The 16,517-nt window shown below is 45.1% G+C and carries 13 protein-coding genes; 8 read left to right on the top strand and 5 right to left on the bottom strand.

What is annotated here, in order from left to right; all coding sequences use genetic code 11:
• Positions 1-18 precede the first annotated feature (18 nt).
• The 4 genes from JaK3_RS07680 (at position 19) to JaK3_RS07665 (ending at position 4,260) form a co-directional block, all read left to right on the top strand.
• Positions 19-1,485 carry an NADH-quinone oxidoreductase subunit M gene (locus JaK3_RS07680; RefSeq protein ID WP_068323022.1) on the top strand — a complete coding sequence of 489 codons (1,467 nt, stop codon included), beginning with the start codon at positions 19-21 and terminating at the stop codon, positions 1,483-1,485.
• Positions 1,486-1,495: 10 nt separating this feature from the next.
• Positions 1,496-2,995, top strand: a complete 1,500-nt coding sequence (gene nuoN / locus JaK3_RS07675) for an NADH-quinone oxidoreductase subunit NuoN (RefSeq protein ID WP_068323020.1) — start codon at positions 1,496-1,498, stop codon at positions 2,993-2,995.
• A gap of 113 nt (positions 2,996-3,108) precedes the next feature.
• Complete coding sequence (locus tag JaK3_RS07670) at positions 3,109-3,708, top strand: NUDIX domain-containing protein (RefSeq protein WP_068323017.1); 600 nt, start codon at positions 3,109-3,111, stop codon at positions 3,706-3,708.
• Between the two features lie 66 nt (positions 3,709-3,774).
• A complete protein-coding gene (locus tag JaK3_RS07665) occupies positions 3,775-4,260 on the top strand; it encodes a DUF1178 family protein (protein ID WP_068323014.1) in 486 nt (161 codons plus the stop codon).
• A gap of 70 nt (positions 4,261-4,330) precedes the next feature.
• Here JaK3_RS07665 and JaK3_RS07660 read toward each other — a convergent pair whose 3' ends face one another.
• Complete coding sequence (locus tag JaK3_RS07660; RefSeq protein WP_068323011.1) at positions 4,331-5,851, bottom strand: CoA-acylating methylmalonate-semialdehyde dehydrogenase; 1,521 nt, start codon at positions 5,849-5,851, stop codon at positions 4,331-4,333.
• Between the two features lie 161 nt (positions 5,852-6,012).
• On the opposite strand from JaK3_RS07660, the gene JaK3_RS07655 reads away from it, so the two are divergent.
• Complete coding sequence (locus JaK3_RS07655) at positions 6,013-7,134, top strand: NADH:flavin oxidoreductase/NADH oxidase (RefSeq protein WP_068323008.1); 1,122 nt, start codon at positions 6,013-6,015, stop codon at positions 7,132-7,134.
• A 29-nt stretch (positions 7,135-7,163) separates the two neighbouring features.
• A complete protein-coding gene (locus JaK3_RS07650) occupies positions 7,164-8,138 on the top strand; it encodes a Bug family tripartite tricarboxylate transporter substrate binding protein (protein ID WP_068323006.1) in 975 nt (324 codons plus the stop codon).
• Between the two features lie 7 nt (positions 8,139-8,145).
• On the opposite strand, the gene JaK3_RS07645 is transcribed toward JaK3_RS07650, so the two are convergent.
• On the bottom strand, positions 8,146-9,456 hold the full coding sequence (locus JaK3_RS07645) for an amidase (protein ID WP_068323003.1): 1,311 nt from the start codon (positions 9,454-9,456) through the stop codon (positions 8,146-8,148).
• A gap of 77 nt (positions 9,457-9,533) precedes the next feature.
• Between JaK3_RS07645 and JaK3_RS07640 the strand changes: the two genes are divergently transcribed.
• Both JaK3_RS07640 and JaK3_RS07635 read left to right on the top strand, forming a co-directional pair.
• Complete coding sequence (locus JaK3_RS07640) at positions 9,534-10,196, top strand: SprT family zinc-dependent metalloprotease (RefSeq protein ID WP_068323000.1); 663 nt, start codon at positions 9,534-9,536, stop codon at positions 10,194-10,196.
• Positions 10,197-10,245: 49 nt separating this feature from the next.
• Positions 10,246-11,337, top strand: a complete 1,092-nt coding sequence (locus JaK3_RS07635; protein WP_068322997.1) for a tartrate dehydrogenase — start codon at positions 10,246-10,248, stop codon at positions 11,335-11,337.
• 8 nt (positions 11,338-11,345) lie between these two features.
• Here the strand turns inward: JaK3_RS07635 and dnaQ are convergent, their stop codons facing one another.
• The 3 genes from dnaQ to JaK3_RS07620 are packed head-to-tail and all read right to left on the bottom strand — an operon-like array spanning position 11,346 to position 16,464.
• On the bottom strand, positions 11,346-12,056 hold the full coding sequence (dnaQ, locus tag JaK3_RS07630; RefSeq protein ID WP_068322994.1) for a DNA polymerase III subunit epsilon: 711 nt from the start codon (positions 12,054-12,056) through the stop codon (positions 11,346-11,348).
• Positions 12,056-15,154, bottom strand: coding sequence for an efflux RND transporter permease subunit (locus tag JaK3_RS07625; RefSeq protein ID WP_068322991.1), 3,099 nt, complete (start codon positions 15,152-15,154; stop codon positions 12,056-12,058). Before JaK3_RS07625 ends, dnaQ begins: the two co-directional genes overlap by 1 nt.
• Entirely contained in the window at positions 15,151-16,464 is a 1,314-nt protein-coding gene (locus JaK3_RS07620; protein ID WP_068322988.1) for an efflux RND transporter periplasmic adaptor subunit, read from the bottom strand. Before JaK3_RS07620 ends, JaK3_RS07625 begins: the two co-directional genes overlap by 4 nt.
• Between the last annotated feature and the right edge of the window lie 53 nt (positions 16,465-16,517).

The raw sequence follows: 16,517 nt of genomic DNA, 5'->3' as shown, positions 1-16,517 counted from the left end.
GTTACTTAAGTAGCCACTATGATTCTTTCTTACGCCATCTGGACCCCGATTGTCTTTGGACTCATTATTTTGTTTTATGGGTCTGAGAAGCCAACTGCCGGCGTACGCTGGTTAGCTCTTGTCGGTGCCGTACTCGGCTTTATTGCAACCCTGCCTTTGATCTTGCAATTTGATATTGCAAATCCTGGCATGCAGTTTGTTGAAAAGATTAGCTGGATTCCGCGCTACGACATTAACTATTACCTAGGTATCGACGGCATCTCTGTTTGGTTTATTGTTCTTACTGCTTTCATCAACATTATTGTAGTGATTGCAGCATGGGAAGTTATTGAAACCAAAGTATCTCAATACATGGCTTCTTTCATGATCCTCTCTGGATTAATGATTGGCGTATTTTGTGCGCTTGATGCCTTATTGTTTTATGTCTTCTTTGAAGCAACGTTGATACCGATGTACATCATTATTGGTGTGTGGGGTGGACATAATCGTATCTACGCTGCATTCAAGTTCTTCTTGTACACCTTGCTTGGCTCTTTGCTTACCTTGATTGCCATGCTGTATCTGTACAACGTAACCAATACCTTTGATATCTTGGCTTGGCAAAACGCACGCTTAGATATCGTAGAGCAGATCCTATTATTTGCTGCGTTCTTTATGGCGTTTGCTGTGAAAGTGCCAATGTGGCCATTGCACACTTGGTTGCCGGACGTACACGTAGAAGCTCCAACTGGTGGCTCCGTAGTCTTGGCTGCAATTATGTTGAAACTCGGTGCTTACGGCTTCCTGCGTTTCTCATTACCAATCGCACCAGATGCTAGTCAGTATTTGGGACCATTTGTAATCTTCCTATCTTTGGTGGCTGTGATCTACGTAGGTGCAGTTGCTTTAGTCCAGAAGGATATGAAAAAGCTGGTTGCTTATTCCTCTGTAGCACATATGGGTTTTGTAACTTTAGGCTTCTTCCTCTTTAGTCCTTTAGGTATTGAGGGCGGCATTGTGCAAATGATTTCACACGGCTTTGTTGCTGGCGCAATGTTCCTTTCTATTGGCGTGCTTTATGACCGTATGCACACCCGTCAGATCGCGGATTACGGTGGCGTTGTACACCGTATGCCTGCATTTACTGCATTTGCGGTATTGATGGCGATGGCTAACTGCGGCTTACCTGCAACCTCTGGTTTCGTAGGCGAGTTCATGGTTATTTTGGCTGCTGTTGATTATGATTTCGTCATTGGTATCTTGGCTGCAACAGCCTTGATCCTGGGTGCTGCGTATTCTTTATGGATGGTCAAGCGCGTATTTTTCGGCACGATCAATAACGCTCATGTAGAGGAGTTGAAGGACTTAAACTGCCGTGAATATTTCTTGATGGCAGTTCTATCGATCTGCGTGATTGGTATGGGTGTTTATCCAAAGCCTTTCACTGACATCATCCATCCAGCTGTGATTAATCTGCTACAGCATGTTGCTGTTAGCAAACTCTGAGTAAGCACAAATGCAAGCATTCGACCTATACGCCATCCTGCCGGAACTTGTTTTACTGATTGCAACCTGTTTACTGCTGGTTGCGAGTGTTTACGTTCCTGAAAGAGTGATATCAACTCCTGGTGTGGAGCAGGACGTTTTCCATACTCCGCGTGGCGTTGGATTTGTTTATTTCTTCACAATCATTTTGTTGGTTTACTTGGTGTTCGCTTTTGTGGGCCGTATGGGTGATCCAGCTTTAGTCGCAATGAATGGGCTATTCCAGTCTGATCCTTTCTCGAACTTGCTTAAAGCATGTTCTTGCATTGCTGTATTGGTAAGTTTGATTTACTCCAAGCAGTACTTGATGGACCGCGCTTTATTCCGTCCGGACTTCATCGTATTGGCTTTACTCGCTTTGCTTGGTCAATTCGTATTGATCTCTGGCGCAAATCTATTGACTCTGTATCTCGGCCTGGAGTTAATGGCTTTGCCAACCTACGCTTTAGTAGCAATGCGTCATAGCAGTGAGAAGAGTGTTGAGGCTGGTATTAAGTATTTCATCTTAGGTGCATTGGCGTCAGGCTTCTTGCTTTATGGCATGTCCATGCTCTATGGTGTTACTGGCTCTTTGGATCTCATTGAAATTTTCAAGGTAGTGGCTGATCCTAGAGTTAACCACTTGGTTATGGCTTTCGGTTTGGTATTTATCGTAGCCGGCTTGGCATTTAAATTAGGTGTAGTGCCTTTTCATATGTGGGTGCCTGATGTTTATCAAGGTGCACCAACGGCCGTTACATTGATGATTGCCGCAGCTCCAAAGTTGGCCGCTTTTGCATTGCTATTCCGTTTGTTAGTAAACACCTTATTGCCATTGCTAGGCGACTGGCAACCAATGTTGGTATTGCTGGCAGTCTTATCTCTAGTTGTAGGTAACGTTACTGCGATCGCTCAAACTAACGTTAAGCGTATGCTGGCTTATTCAGCTATTGCGCAAATGGGCTTTGTTCTTTTAGGTATGTTGTCTGTATTTGATGACCATGCATTTAGCGCAGCAATGTTCTACGCCATTACTTATGTCTTGACTACTCTTGGCACCTTCGGTTTGTTGATGGTTCTGTCACGCAAGGGCTACGACTGCGAAACCTTAGATGGCTTAAAAGGTCTTAATAAGAAGCACCCATGGTTTGCCTTTATTGGTCTTGTGATGATGTTCTCCTTGGCTGGTATTCCGCCAACAGTAGGCTTTGCCGCTAAGTTGGGTATTCTTGAGGCCTTGGTTGATGCGGAGCATACATTCTTGGCTGTAATCGCTGTGATTGCATCTTTGATCGGCGCTTTCTACTACCTCAGAGTTGTCAAGGTAATGTACTTTGATGAGCCTGAGCATGAGATCACTGTGAGTGGCTCTGGTTTTGCTAAAGGCATCTTGGGTTTAAATAGCATTTTGGTATTGGCAATCGGTGTTGTTCCTGCTGGATTAATGGGGCTATGCTTAGATGCTATGCGTCGCACTTTATTGGGCTCCTAATACAAGATCCAATGTAAATAAAGGCTCCTTAGGGAGCCTTTATTGTTTATGACAATGAAGTGTCACGGCTATTTTGTATGATGATGTCATCGATTTTCAAGAGGAATATGTAAATGACTGAAAAATCATTTCAAGATCTACCATCAGGAGATTCTCATTTGCGCGAAGAGCGCATTTCTGGGGAGGATATTTATGGTGGCATTTTCCTGAAAATGAAGCGTGACAAGATTGCCTTGCCGAATGGCGAAGCGGCTGTTCGTGAGTATTTAACTCATCCGGGAGCTGTAGCTATTGTTGCAATTCTTGATGATGGCAGGGTACTGCTTGAGCGCCAATATCGCTACCCAATCGCAAAAGCTTGTATAGAGATTCCAGCGGGCAAGCTGGAGATTGGTGAAGATCATCTTCTGTGCGCCAAAAGAGAGCTCGAGGAAGAGACGGGCTATACAGCTAAGAAGTGGAGCTACATCCGCCGTATTCATCCGGTGATTTCTTATTCCACGGAGCTTATTGATATTTACTTGGCTGAAGACTTGGTCCCTGGCAAGAGTCATGTTGACGATGAGGAGTTCTTAGACGTCTTTGCGGCTCCCTTAGAGCAGTTAATCGGGTGGGTTGAGGATGGTGAGATTACGGACGTTAAAACAACGATTTCAGCCTATTGGCTTGAGCGTTATCGCAGGGGTTTGGTCAAGCCAACCCCAATCGAATAGGGCGTTCCCAAACCCGATTAAAATGGGGGGTATTGAATTTATCGTTTTTGCCCCTATATACGTTTTATGAAAGTCTATAACTTAGCTTGCCCGTTAGATCACCGTTTTGAAGGGTGGTTCGCTTCGGAAGAGGATTGTCTTGCCCAGCAAGACAAGGGGATGCTTGCTTGTCCGGTTTGTGACAGCACTGAAATTACTCGGATGCCTTCAGCACCGCATATTGGTAAATCATCTTCTACAGAACTGGCTATTCCTAAAGCTGAATCTGAGAATCTGAGTGGAGGAGTGGTTGCGCTTACTGGTAGTGATCATTCCCAGCTAGAGGCACAAGTCCAAGCAGCCTTCTTGAAGGGCATGAGAGAGCTGATGGGGCGCTCAGAAGATGTCGGCGACTCTTTTGCTGATGAAGCCAGAAAGATTCACTACAAAGAATCTCCCGAGAGAAGTATTCGAGGTCAGACAACTTTGGATGAGGCTGAGGCCTTAAGAGAAGAGGGTATCGATGTGCTATCAATGCCAATGATCCCAGCATTAAAAAATACCCTTCAGTAACGGCCTTATAAAAACCGAGCAAATAAAAAAGCGATCCTAAGATCGCTTTTTTGCAATTTACATCCAAGAGTTACTTAGACGTAGGCATCACAAACTCTGCGCCCTTAGCAATGCTTTCAGGCCAGCGTTGCATTACGCTCTTTTGCTTGGTGTAGAAACGAACGCCTTCTTTGCCATATGCATGCATATCTCCAAAGATGGATTTTTTCCAGCCACCAAAACCATGCCACGCCATTGGTACTGGAATAGGTACGTTAATACCAACCATGCCTACCTGAACGCGACGCGCAAACTCACGAGCAATATTGCCATCACTAGTGAAGCAAGCGACGCCATTGCCGAATTCGCAAGAATTGACTAGGTTGAGTGCATCTGTAAAGTTAGCAACACGCAGGCAAGACAATACTGGTCCAAATATTTCTTCTAAGTAGATCTTCATATCGGGGGTGACATTGTCAAATAACGTGCCGCCAATAAAAAAGCCATTTTCATTGCCAGGAACTTTGAGGCCGCGACCATCTACCAATAGTTTTGCGCCAGAAGCTACGCCGCTTTCGATATAGCCAGTAATACGCTCAAGAGCTGCCTTAGAGACGATTGGACCCATCTCGGCATCAAGCTCCATGCCGTTCTTCACTTTTAACGTCTTAGTGCGCTCAATCAGTTTTGGCATGATTTTTTCAGCAACGTCACCAACCAAGACTGCTACTGAAATCGCCATACAGCGTTCGCCAGCTGAGCCGTATGCGGCGCCAACCAATGCGTCAATTGCTTTATCAATATCGGCGTCAGGCATGATGACCATGTGATTCTTAGCCCCACCTAATGCTTGTGAACGTTTGCCGAAATGAGCGCAGCGCTCATAAATGTAGTTCGCAATTGGGGTAGAGCCTACAAAGCTCACAGCCTTAACATCTGGATTTTCAATCAAAGCATCCACTGCCTCTTTGTCGCCTTGGACCACGTTGAATACGCCATCAGGAAGACCGGCTTCCTTGAGGAGCTTGGCCATGAATAGAGATGCAGTTGGGTCGGTAGGACTAGGCTTCAGAATGAATGTATTGCCGCAAGCAATAGCCATTGGGAACATCCACATTGGCACCATGACAGGGAAATTAAATGGAGTGATACCAGCAACTACGCCCAGTGGCTGACGCATTACCCAATTATCAATGTCTGTAGAAACTTGTTCGGTGTAATCGCCTTTTAGCAATTCTGGAATGCCAGTGGCAAATTCCACAATTTCAATTCCACGAGTAACTTCGCCTTGCGCATCGGTGAATACTTTGCCATGTTCCGCTGTAATGATCGCAGCCAATTCATCGCGATTAGCGTTTAAGAGCTCTAAGTATTTAAACAAGATACGGGAACGTCGTAGTGGGCTAGTTTGACTCCAGGTCTCAAAAGCTTTTTGCGCAACTGCTACAGCAGCATCTACTTCCTTGCGACTAGCAAGGGCGACGCGACGAGCTACAGACCCTTTGGTAGGGTTGTATACATCGGCAAAACGGCCATCTTTAGGGTTAACTACATTGCCGCCAACAAAGTGGCCAATATCTTCTTTTGATTCAAAGGCTTGGGGTGCGTTCATAGTCTCTTGAGGTGTGTGTTTATAGGATTATTAGTAAAAAAGGCGCTTGGCTTTATGGCCTGCACGACTTTGCTATCTCGTTTATTCTGCTTTTAGTTATTTTATAGCTTTACGGCAATTTTCGTATATTTGCCCCTTTTTCGGGCTTTTTAAGGCATTCAATGAGTCTTTTATTCTCTAGCTACACCCTCAATTCGCCACGTGGACCCCTCGAGCTGGCTAATCGCATAGTAGTGGCTCCAATGTGCCAATATTCAGCCAATAACGGCGAGGCAACAGACTGGCATCTAATGCATTGGGGTAATTTACTCAATAGCGGCGCAGCACTTTTCATTATTGAAGCAACGGGCGTTAGCCCGGAGGCCCGCATAACCCCGGTTTGCTTAGGGCTCTGGGATGACCGCACAGAAGCGGCTCTAAAAGATAAGCTAACTCGAGCGCGCTCCTTGGCCCCCGCTGTACCAGTTTTTATCCAGCTAGCTCATGCAGGTCGTAAAGCCTCTAGCGCCACTCCTTGGAATGGTGGTCAACTGCTTGCCAAAGATCAAGGTGGCTGGGAAACGCTAGCGCCTTCAGCGATTCCACAGTTAGACGGAGAGCGCCCACCTCATGAATTAAGCAAGGATGAGTTAAAGAAGTTGATCGCTGATTTTGTTGCATCAGCCAAGCGCGCAGATCGCATTGGTATTGATGGGATTGAACTTCATGGGGCACATGGTTATTTATTGCATCAATTTTTATCGCCGATTGCCAATCAACGCACCGATGAATACGGCGGCTCGTTTGAAAATCGAATTCGCTTTCCACTGGAGCTATTTGCAGCCGTAAGAGCTGCTTATCAAGGAGTTCTTGGCATCCGAATTTCCGCTAGCGATTGGATTGAAGGAGGGTGGACGCCCGAAGAAACTGCAGATTTTGCTAAACAACTAAAGCCATTGGGATGTGATTTTGTTCATATCTCTTCAGGCGGCATCTCTCCGAAGCAGAAAATTGCGATTGGCCCAAACTATCAGGTACCGTTTGCAAAGATTGTTAAAGACCAATCAGGTTTGCCAACCATGACAGTTGGTTTAATTACAGAGCCTCAGCAAGCTGAGGGCATTTTACAAGCGGGCGATGCAGATTTAATTGCATTAGCAAGAGCGTTTTTATATAAGCCGCGTTGGGCTTGGGAGGCTGCTGCGGCTTTGGATGGAACGGTCACAGCAAATGAGCGTTATTGGCGCTGCTTGCCACGTGAAGCACAAGCAGTATTTGGTAGTGTAAAAATTGGGCAAAGATAAGTTTCAACAATAAAAATCTGGAGACACTGATGAATAAAAATAGAGTTATAGGTAATGTATTGGCGGTATTAAGCTTCGGCTTAGCTGGATTGGCATCTGCTCAATCATTTCCGGATAGGCCCATTACTTTGGTTGTTCCTAATCCACCGGGCGGATTGGTTGATACCTCGGCGCGTTTGTTGAGCGAGCCATTGACAAGAGTGATTGGTCAAACCGTAGTAGTCGATAACAAGCCTGGCGCCAGCGGAAATATTGCATATCAATATGTCGCCAATGCAAAGCCTGATGGATACACTTTATTAATTTCTTACTCTGGATACCACGTAGGTAACCCTGCATTATTTGACAAGCTAGCTTGGGATCCCATTAAAGACTTTTCACCTGTAGCTTTGTTAACTGTCTCAACAAATGTGATTGCAGTGCACCCATCAGTGCCGGTCAACAATCTGAAGGAGTTCATTGCATACGCAAAGGCAAATCCAGGTAAATTAAATTACGCATCACAAGGTAATGGCTCGGTTTCTCATATTGGTACCGAGATCTTCAAGCAAACCACTGGTGTAGAAATGGTGCACGTACCTTACAAGGGATCGGGGCCTGCAATTCAAGATGTATTGGCAGGGCAGGTACAAGTGTTTATTAGTACACCGCCTTCTTTGATGCAGCATGTACAAAGCGGTAAATTAAAAGGCTTGGCTGTTACTGGAAAAAATCGTCATCCCGGTATGCCTAATGTACCAACCACTGCAGAAGCAGGTCTTCCTTCATTTCAGCTAGAGTCTTGGGTTGCCTTATATGCACCAGCAGGTACACCAGCACCTGTTATTACAAAACTGACGAACTCAGTAAAACAGAGTTTGGCTTTGCCGGAGGTTAAAGAACGTTCGGATGCAGCTGGAGTAGAGCTGCGTTATCTCAATCCAGCGCAAACTGATGCTTTGGTGAAGAAAGAAATTCCTTTCTGGGGCAAAGCAATTAAAGCGGCAAACATTACGCTTGACTGATCTTGCTCTATGCCTGGTCTCTTAAAGTGGGATCAGGCAGAGCGTGTACAAAAGCTCTTGCTGCGCTTAAAAGAAAATGATCTTTGCCAGGCCCAGCTATGAGCTGCACGCCAACGGGTAATCCGTTGGGGCCGCTGGCTACATTGATGTTGATACACGGCAATCCTAATAGAGTCCATTCTCGACAGAAGACAGGATCACCTGTCCCATCTTTTAAATCAGGTGCTTCACCCGTAGCGCTTGGAGCTATCAATAGATCAATCTCATCATTGAAAAGTGCGTTGATGGATGATTTTGCATTGTCTGCAAACAGTAAATCTTTTGCGTATTGCTCATAACTAATTGCAGCGCCGTCACTGAGTTGCTTGCTCAATATTAAGCTTAATTTTTTTGAATAGTGGGTTCGCTCAAATAGAAAGCTGCGAGACATTTCGGAGAGCATGATGCGAGTTTGTACTTGTGTGATGTCATCACAGGATTTGGGTAGCTTTAAGTCCGCAACAGTGGATTTAGCAATGCGCTCCGCCGCATGCCGTGCTACCGCCATTGCAGTTGCAGTTTCCTGATGGGCGAGAGACCAGTTTGAAGTCTTGCAAATGGCAATGCGGGGCTTGTTATGTAGCGCCTCAATCTTTGCAAGACGATGATCACCGCTCATGGCTGCCACACCCAACCCTACATCCTCTACAGTCCTGCCAAAGCATCCCAAAGTATCCAATGAGACCGATAGGCTCTTCACGCCCGCGATACTGACTTTACCTAAGCTCGGTTTAAAGCCTACTACGCCACAATAGGATGCTGGACGAATCATTGAGCCAGCTGTTTGACTACCAGTCGCTAGTGGCACCATGAAGTCGGCAACCGCTGCAGCAGAGCCGCTTGAGGATCCTCCGGGCGTATGCCTTGAATTATGCGGATTTGTTGTTGGACCACTTTTAAATGATGCCAACTCTGTAGTAACTGTTTTGCCGAGAATGATGCCGCCTGCCTGTCGTATTAATGCAATTGAGACGGCATCGGTTGCTGGATAGTGATTGGCGTAGATGGGCGAGCCGTAAGAGGTCGGCAAATCATAGGTGTCATATAGATCTTTCACACCGATAGGTAAGCCATGCAAAATACCTTTAAATGCCCCCTTATCCAGCTCTTTGGCGCGCGTTAAGGCATTTTCCTTGCCAAGGCTCGTCCAAGCCTTTACATGATTCTCCCGTTGTCCTATGCGGTCGAGACAGGAGAGCAGTAAATCAGTGGCCTTTATCTCCCTTTTTGAGAGAGCTTTAATGGCTTGGGAGGCGCTGAGGCTTTCTAGATCTTTCATTGGTTCATTCTACTTATGGTGGCGTATGATCGCAATTTAAGCTTTTTGTCCCAGAAATTCGATAGAAGATAAGTTAGATGAAGCAACATACAGTACGTGAAGCATGGCTTGAGGATGCTGTAAGGCATTTGGAGCCAGTATTTTCAAAGGCGGGTTACGCAATCCCTCCAGTAAGGGTTTCTTGTGGCTTTCCAGCCTCCAGCAGCCCCAGAACAACGCTCGGTCAATGTTGGCCTCGTGAGCGATCTGGTGGTGGTGTTAATGAGATTTTTATCTCCCCTAAATTAGATGAGCCGGTACAACTTTTGGATACCTTGGTGCATGAGCTTTGCCATGCTGTGGATGACTGTTTTAGTGGTCATGGTGAGGATTTCAAGGGAATTGCGCAGACGGTTGGTCTAGAAGGTCCAGCCCGCATGGCGCATGCCACAGAAGAGCTAACCGTAAAGCTAATGATGATTAGCCAGGAGCTGGGTCCATACCCACATCAAGCCATCGTCTTTCCGCCTCCTAGACCCAGCAATGCCAGTCGCAGCAAAGCAAAGTGCAGTCAATGCGGTTATGAGGTTACCTTGCTTAAAAAATGGGCTAGCTATGGCGCACCAATTTGCCCGAAAGATAATATTCGCATGCTAGAGGCGGTTCCAGAGACAATTGAAAATACCACTGATTACGATACAGATTCCGGAGAAAAAGGTAGTAAAAAAGCGCCGGATGAGATCCGCCGCGCAATTAGCTAGAAATTTGTAAAATTCACATTCACCAAAAATAAAAAGAGACAAGCAACCCATGAACGCAAAGAAAATTTTTAAGAATCCAAAGATTGCCGTTATTCCTGGCGATGGCATTGGTAAAGAAGTTATGCCTGAGGGCGTTCGTGCACTTGAGGCTGCCAATCGTAAATTTAATCTCGGAATGCAGTTTGATCACTTTGACTTTGCAAGTTGTGATTACTATCTTAAGCACGGCAAAATGATGCCTGATGATTGGTTTGATACTTTAATTAAATACGACGCAATCTTCTTTGGCGCAGTTGGAATGCCGGACATTCTTCCTGACCACGTTTCTTTGTGGGGTAGCTTGATTCAGTTCCGTCGTGGCTTTGATCAATATGTCAATTTACGTCCTGTACGCTTGCTGCCAGGCGTTCCTTGCCCATTAGCTAATCGCAAGCCTGGTGATATTGATTTCTTTGTTGTGCGTGAGAATACTGAAGGCGAATACTCTAGTGTTGGTGGAAAAATGTTTCCTGATACAGATCGTGAAATTGTTATTCAGGAATCCGTTTTCACAAGACAGGGCGTGGACCGTATTTTGCAATATGCATTTGATCTGGCGCAAAGTCGCCCTAAGAAGCACCTCACTTCAGCTACGAAATCAAACGGTATTGCTATTACGATGCCATACTGGGATGAGCGCGTAGAAGCAATGTCGAAGAAGTTTGCTGATGTTAGGGCTGACAAGTATCACATTGATATTCTGGCGGCACACTTTGTGATGAATCCAGATCGTTTTGATGTGGTTGTTGCATCTAATTTATTTGGCGACATTCTTTCTGACTTAGGTCCTGCTTGTACCGGTACGATTGCCGTAGCACCATCGGGAAGTATTAATCCAGAAGGCAAGTTCCCATCATTGTTTGAGCCTGTACATGGATCTGCGCCTGACATCTTTGGCAAAATGATTGCTAATCCGATTGGTCAAATTTGGAGCGGGGCGATGATGCTCGATCACCTTGGCTATCCAGAGGCTGGCAAAGCTATATTTACGGCTATTGAAAAGGTATTGGCCTCTGGCCCTGGAAATGCACCTTTGACGCCTGATCTAGGCGGAACAGCTAAGACTGATGATTTAGGCAAGGCGATTGCCGCAGCAATCTAATTAGTTACTCAACTTGCGGTACTTAAAGGGCTCCAAACGGAGTCCTTTTTACTTGCCTTGGCAATTTCAGCAAGGATCTTCTCATGGCTGAGTAAATCATCCTCTGATGCAGAAAGAACCTTTAAATTGGTCGGCAGGGCTTTGGTGTGACCGGAGGAGTCTGCGCCTACCGTGTAATCAATGAGATCAATGGACAGATCCTCTTGACCTCTAGTCATCGCTACATAGACTTCAGCTAAAAGCTGGGCATCCAGTAAAGCGCCGTGCAAAGTGCGATGTTTATTGCTAATAGAAAAGCGTTCGCATAGGGCATCTAGAGAATTTCTTTTGCCCGGGAACATCTGACGCGCATCGAGCAAGGTATCAGTAATTTTTGATGCTAGGTTACGGAACGGCGGACGTTTTAAGAGGGCGAACTCGTTATCCAAAAATCCTAAGTCGAAGGCTGCGTTATGAATCACGATTTCAGCGCCATCTACAAACTCAATAAGCTGCTCAACAATATTTGCAAAAATTGGTTTATCAGATAAAAACTCCCTTGAGAGACCGTGTACCGCAAAGGCTCCTGCATCAATATCACGCTCTGGATTGATGTAGTAATGAAAGGTTCTATCTGTTAAGCGACGACCAACCATTTCCACGCAACCAATTTCAATGATGCGGTCACCCGTAGCAGGATTTAAGCCTGTGGTTTCGGTATCGAGAATAACTTGACGCATTATGTCCCTTCTAGAACTGCAGGCGGAATATCCATTGGACCATTGCCTGCATATTTATCCAGGTAAAGATAAATTACTGGTGTAATGATGAGTGTTACAAATTGTGAGAATATCAATCCGCCGGCAACACTAATACCTAAAGGTTGGCGTAACTCCGCCCCAGCACCAAGGCCTAGTGCAATTGGCAGTGCACCCATCAAAGCGGCAATCGTGGTCATCATGATGGGTCTAAAGCGCAAGATACAAGCCTCTCTAATCGCTTTCTCTGGACTCATGCCTTGATTACGTTGCGCATCTAAGGCAAAGTCAATCATCAAGATCGCATTCTTCTTAACGATACCAATCAGAAGTAGGATGCCAATAGAAGCCACGATAGTGAGCTCAAAACCAAAAATACGCAGTGCTAAGATGGCTCCAATAGCAGCAGAAGGTAGTCCAGCCAAAATGGTGAGTGGATGTATGTAGCTCTCGTATAAAACCCCAAGCAGAATATAAATTACACCTAAAGCTGCCAGCAACAAGATTACTTGGCCCGATTGATTGTCTTTAAATACAGCGGCATCGCCGCCATAACTCGTAATGATAGATGGTGGTAAGTCAACCTCTTTTACAAACCGATCTATCGCTTTGGTTGCATCACCCAAAAAGACATCTGGGGCCAAGTTAAATGAAATCGTTACAGCAGGAATTTGACCTTGATGATTTACAGCGGTTGGTCCAACCGTTCTCACAAAGCTAGCTAAGCTAGATAGGGGTATGAGTTTGTCAGTAGCTCTGCCTCGGACATAAACTTTATTTAAGTCTGTTTCAAACTGCCTATCATCCTCTGCCGTTTCGAGAATGACGTAGTAGGTGTTAACTGGCGTGTATATGGTGGACACTTGGCGCTCGCCAAATGAAGAGTAGAGGGCTGTTCGTATATCGGCAATGGATACACCAGCGCTTGCAGCTTTTTCTCGATCAATATCAATTTTGACGTTAAGGCCCTTGAGTTGCGAATCGCTTGTCACATCTCTAAAGATCGGATCGGTGCGCATCTTTTGTAATATCTTGTCAGCCCATTCATTTACACCCTCAAAGCCAACACTTTGTAATGTGAACTGATAACGGCTCTTACTGCTTCGTCCGCCTAGTTGTAAATTCTGCACTGGGCTCATGTAAACCTGGATGCCAGGAATTTCTCTAAACTTAGTTCGAAGACCTTCCATTACCTTGCTCATTTTTTGACGCTCGCCTTTTGGCTTCAAAATAATGAAGAACCGACCGGTATTGCGCCCTGAGCTTTGTCCGCCACCCAAAATAGAAATCGATGTCGCAACGTTAGGGTCGCTATCAACGATTTTGGCTGCTTGATCTTGCAAGGCAATCATCGTTTTAAATGAAGTGTCCTCTGAGGCTTCAACCGTCACTCGCAATTGACCAATATCTTCTTCGGGGAAGAAACCTTTAGGACTATAGACAAAGAGGGCAACTGTAATGACGCAGCTACTAATTGCTCCCCACAGCACCTTTTTGCGATTGACTAAGGCTAAGTCTAAAAAGTGAACGTATCCCTTTAAAGTCCAATCGAAGAGACGATCAAATTTCTTGGTAATTCCATATTCTTTTGGTTTGTGGTCAGGCTTTGGTAAATATCGACTGCAAAGCATAGGCACTACTGTCAGTGAAACAACGGCAGAAACCAAAATGGAGAGGGTAACGACAACCGCAAATTCTCTGAAGAGTAGGCCAATCGGTCCCGCCATAAAGAAGAGCGGAATGAAGACTGCCACCAGGGACAGGGAAATGGAAACAATAGTAAAGCCGACTTCTTTACTTCCCTTAAGTGCAGCCTTAAGCGGATCCATGCCTTGCTCAACGTAACGCATGATGTTCTCTAAAACAACAATCGCATCGTCAACAACTAGGCCAACAGCTAGCGTGATACCCAATAGAGAGATGTTATCTAGGCTATAGCCTAGGAAGTAGAAAACAAAAAAGGCACCAATTAAGGAAATAGGCAGGCTAATTGATGGAATAATTGTTGCTGATACATGTTTAAGGAACAGGAATATCACCAGAATCACTAATGCAATAGTGAAAAGGAGGGTGATATTAACGTCATGAATAGACTCAATAATTGAGAGTGAGCGATCGTTGATGAGCGTCAGCTGAATCGAATCAGGCATCTGCGCTTGAAGCGAGGGCAACAAGCGTTTAATCGAATCAACCACTTCAACCGTATTGGCATTTGGTTGTCTGTTAATACCAATCGCAATCGATCTTTCGCCTTTTGCTGAGGCAAAAGTTTTTACATCCTCGTAGCTTTCTTGTACATCTGCCACATCCTTAAGATAGATTGGATATCCATTGCGCTGCGCAATGATGAGGTTGCCAAACTCTTCTGCCTTAACTAATTGAGGATTTGCATAGATGGTAATGAGTTGTCGTGGGCCGTCTAGAGTGCCAACTGGACTATTCGTATTGGCTTTATTGATTGCAGCAGCCACTTCATCCATCGTAATGTTGCGGTTGCCTAATGCATCTGGTCTTACGCTGACACGAACTGCATAGCGCTTGGCACCGTAAACAGAAACCTGCGACACGCCTGAAATAGTCGATAAATTCGGCGCCATTAGATTCTCGGCATAGGCATTCATCTCCGAGAGGCTAATAGATGGAGAGCTCATGCGGACAATTAATACTGGGGTATCTGCAGGATTAATTTTTCGATAAGAAGGCGGTACCGTCATTTCAATAGGCAAGCGTCTTTGTGCGCGCAAGAGAGCTGCTTGCACATCTACCGCTGCCTTATCAATATCGCGATCATTATTGAATTCAAGGGTGATGCTAGTAGAGCCAAGTGAATTGGTTGAGCTAATGACCTTGATGCCATCGATTGTTGAGAATTCTTTCTCAAGCGGCAACGCAACTGCGGATGCCATATTTTCTGGAGCTGCTCCTGGCAGACTTGCAGTGACCGAAATAATTGGTGTATTAAAACTCGGTAGGGCGGCTACTGGAATTTTGAAATACGCAACGCTTCCAGCAATGACGGTTGCAATAGATAGCAACACCGTCATGACGGGGCGTCTAATACATAACTCAGAAAGCGTCATTTTTGCTCTGTAGCAGAATTATTGTTTGCAGGAGCATCAGGAGCTGGGCCTTTGCCAGCCTTAGCCTCGCGTACTTTGCTGCCAGTTCGTAAATTCTGCTTGCCTTCAACAACAATGCGGTCACCAGCTTGTATACCTGTAACTACTGAGGTGCCCTGGTATTCATATGTAACCTTTACTGGCTTCGCGGTTACTTTATCATCCTTATCTACAACATATACCAGGCGACCTGTTGGGCTAATCACAATAGCTTGTGTTGGAACTGCAATTGCGTCTTTTAGTGTGTTGGCATTTAATGAGACGCGGGCAAATTGACCAGGCAAGATCTCCATTTTCTCGTTAGAAATTTGCGCCTTGACTCTCACTGCGGCAATTGCTGGGTCCACTTGGTTGTCAATCACTAATACCTGGCCTTCGTAGGTAGTCTTGCCAGAATTGCCAACGGTAACTTTAACTTTTAAGGGTTCATCAGCCTTTTTGTTTTCCAAAATAATTGGGATATCTTTTTCTGGAATAACAAATTGAACGTTAATAGGGTTCAATTGAGTAATGGTGACCATTGATCCGGTAGTGGTGGTGGCGGAAGCTGTAGTTGAACTAATGACTGCATTGCTTGCCTGTACAAAAGAACCTGGAAAAACGTTAATAATCCCAGCGCGACCATTAATAGGGGAGCGTATTGAGTCGAAGGAGAGCTGCACTTCTGCAGAACGAGCTGCTGCTTGAGCTGATTTTGCATTTGCAAGAGAAGTTTCTAGACCTGCTTTTGATATGAAATTTTTGGCTACCAATTCCTTTGCTCGCAAATACTGCTTCTCAGCATCATCAGCCAAAGCCTTTAGTCTTTGATAATTAGCCTTATCGTTGCGATCATCAAGACTGAAAAGCAGCTGACCCTCAGTAACATCCTGCCCGTCTTTGATGTGAATTTTAGTAACAGTATTGGTTACCATAGGGCGAATATCAACAATACTATTGGAGACAATAGTGCCGGTTGCCTCGATGATCAGTGGTACATCCTTTTTTTCGACCACAATACTAGTAATCGTTTGAGGGCCGCCAGCTTTCTTACCTGCTGGAAAAAAATAATCGTATGTTTTTGAACCCGCATACAGCAGTATCAAAACGATCAAAATACGCCACTTAAAACGTTTGATGAACGCCTTAAAAGAGGCGTAATTAATGTCTTTAAGCCTATCAACCTGAGGCAAATATTTATTCCAAAGCGCGCATAAACGAGACTTGCCTGCATCCTTCAGTTGCACAAGCTTGCCTAACAACTTATCAAGGGAGGATTCAATTTTTGACACAGACTCGTTTTTTTGGTTTTCTAGGGTTTATATGCTGTTTCTGGGCTATTTAA

The organism is Polynucleobacter yangtzensis, from assembly GCF_001595965.1.
In the GTDB taxonomy this organism is placed as follows: domain Bacteria; phylum Pseudomonadota; class Gammaproteobacteria; order Burkholderiales; family Burkholderiaceae; genus Polynucleobacter; species Polynucleobacter yangtzensis.
Note: the sequence above shows the minus strand (reverse complement) of the source record. Positions and strands in the feature narration are given on the sequence as shown.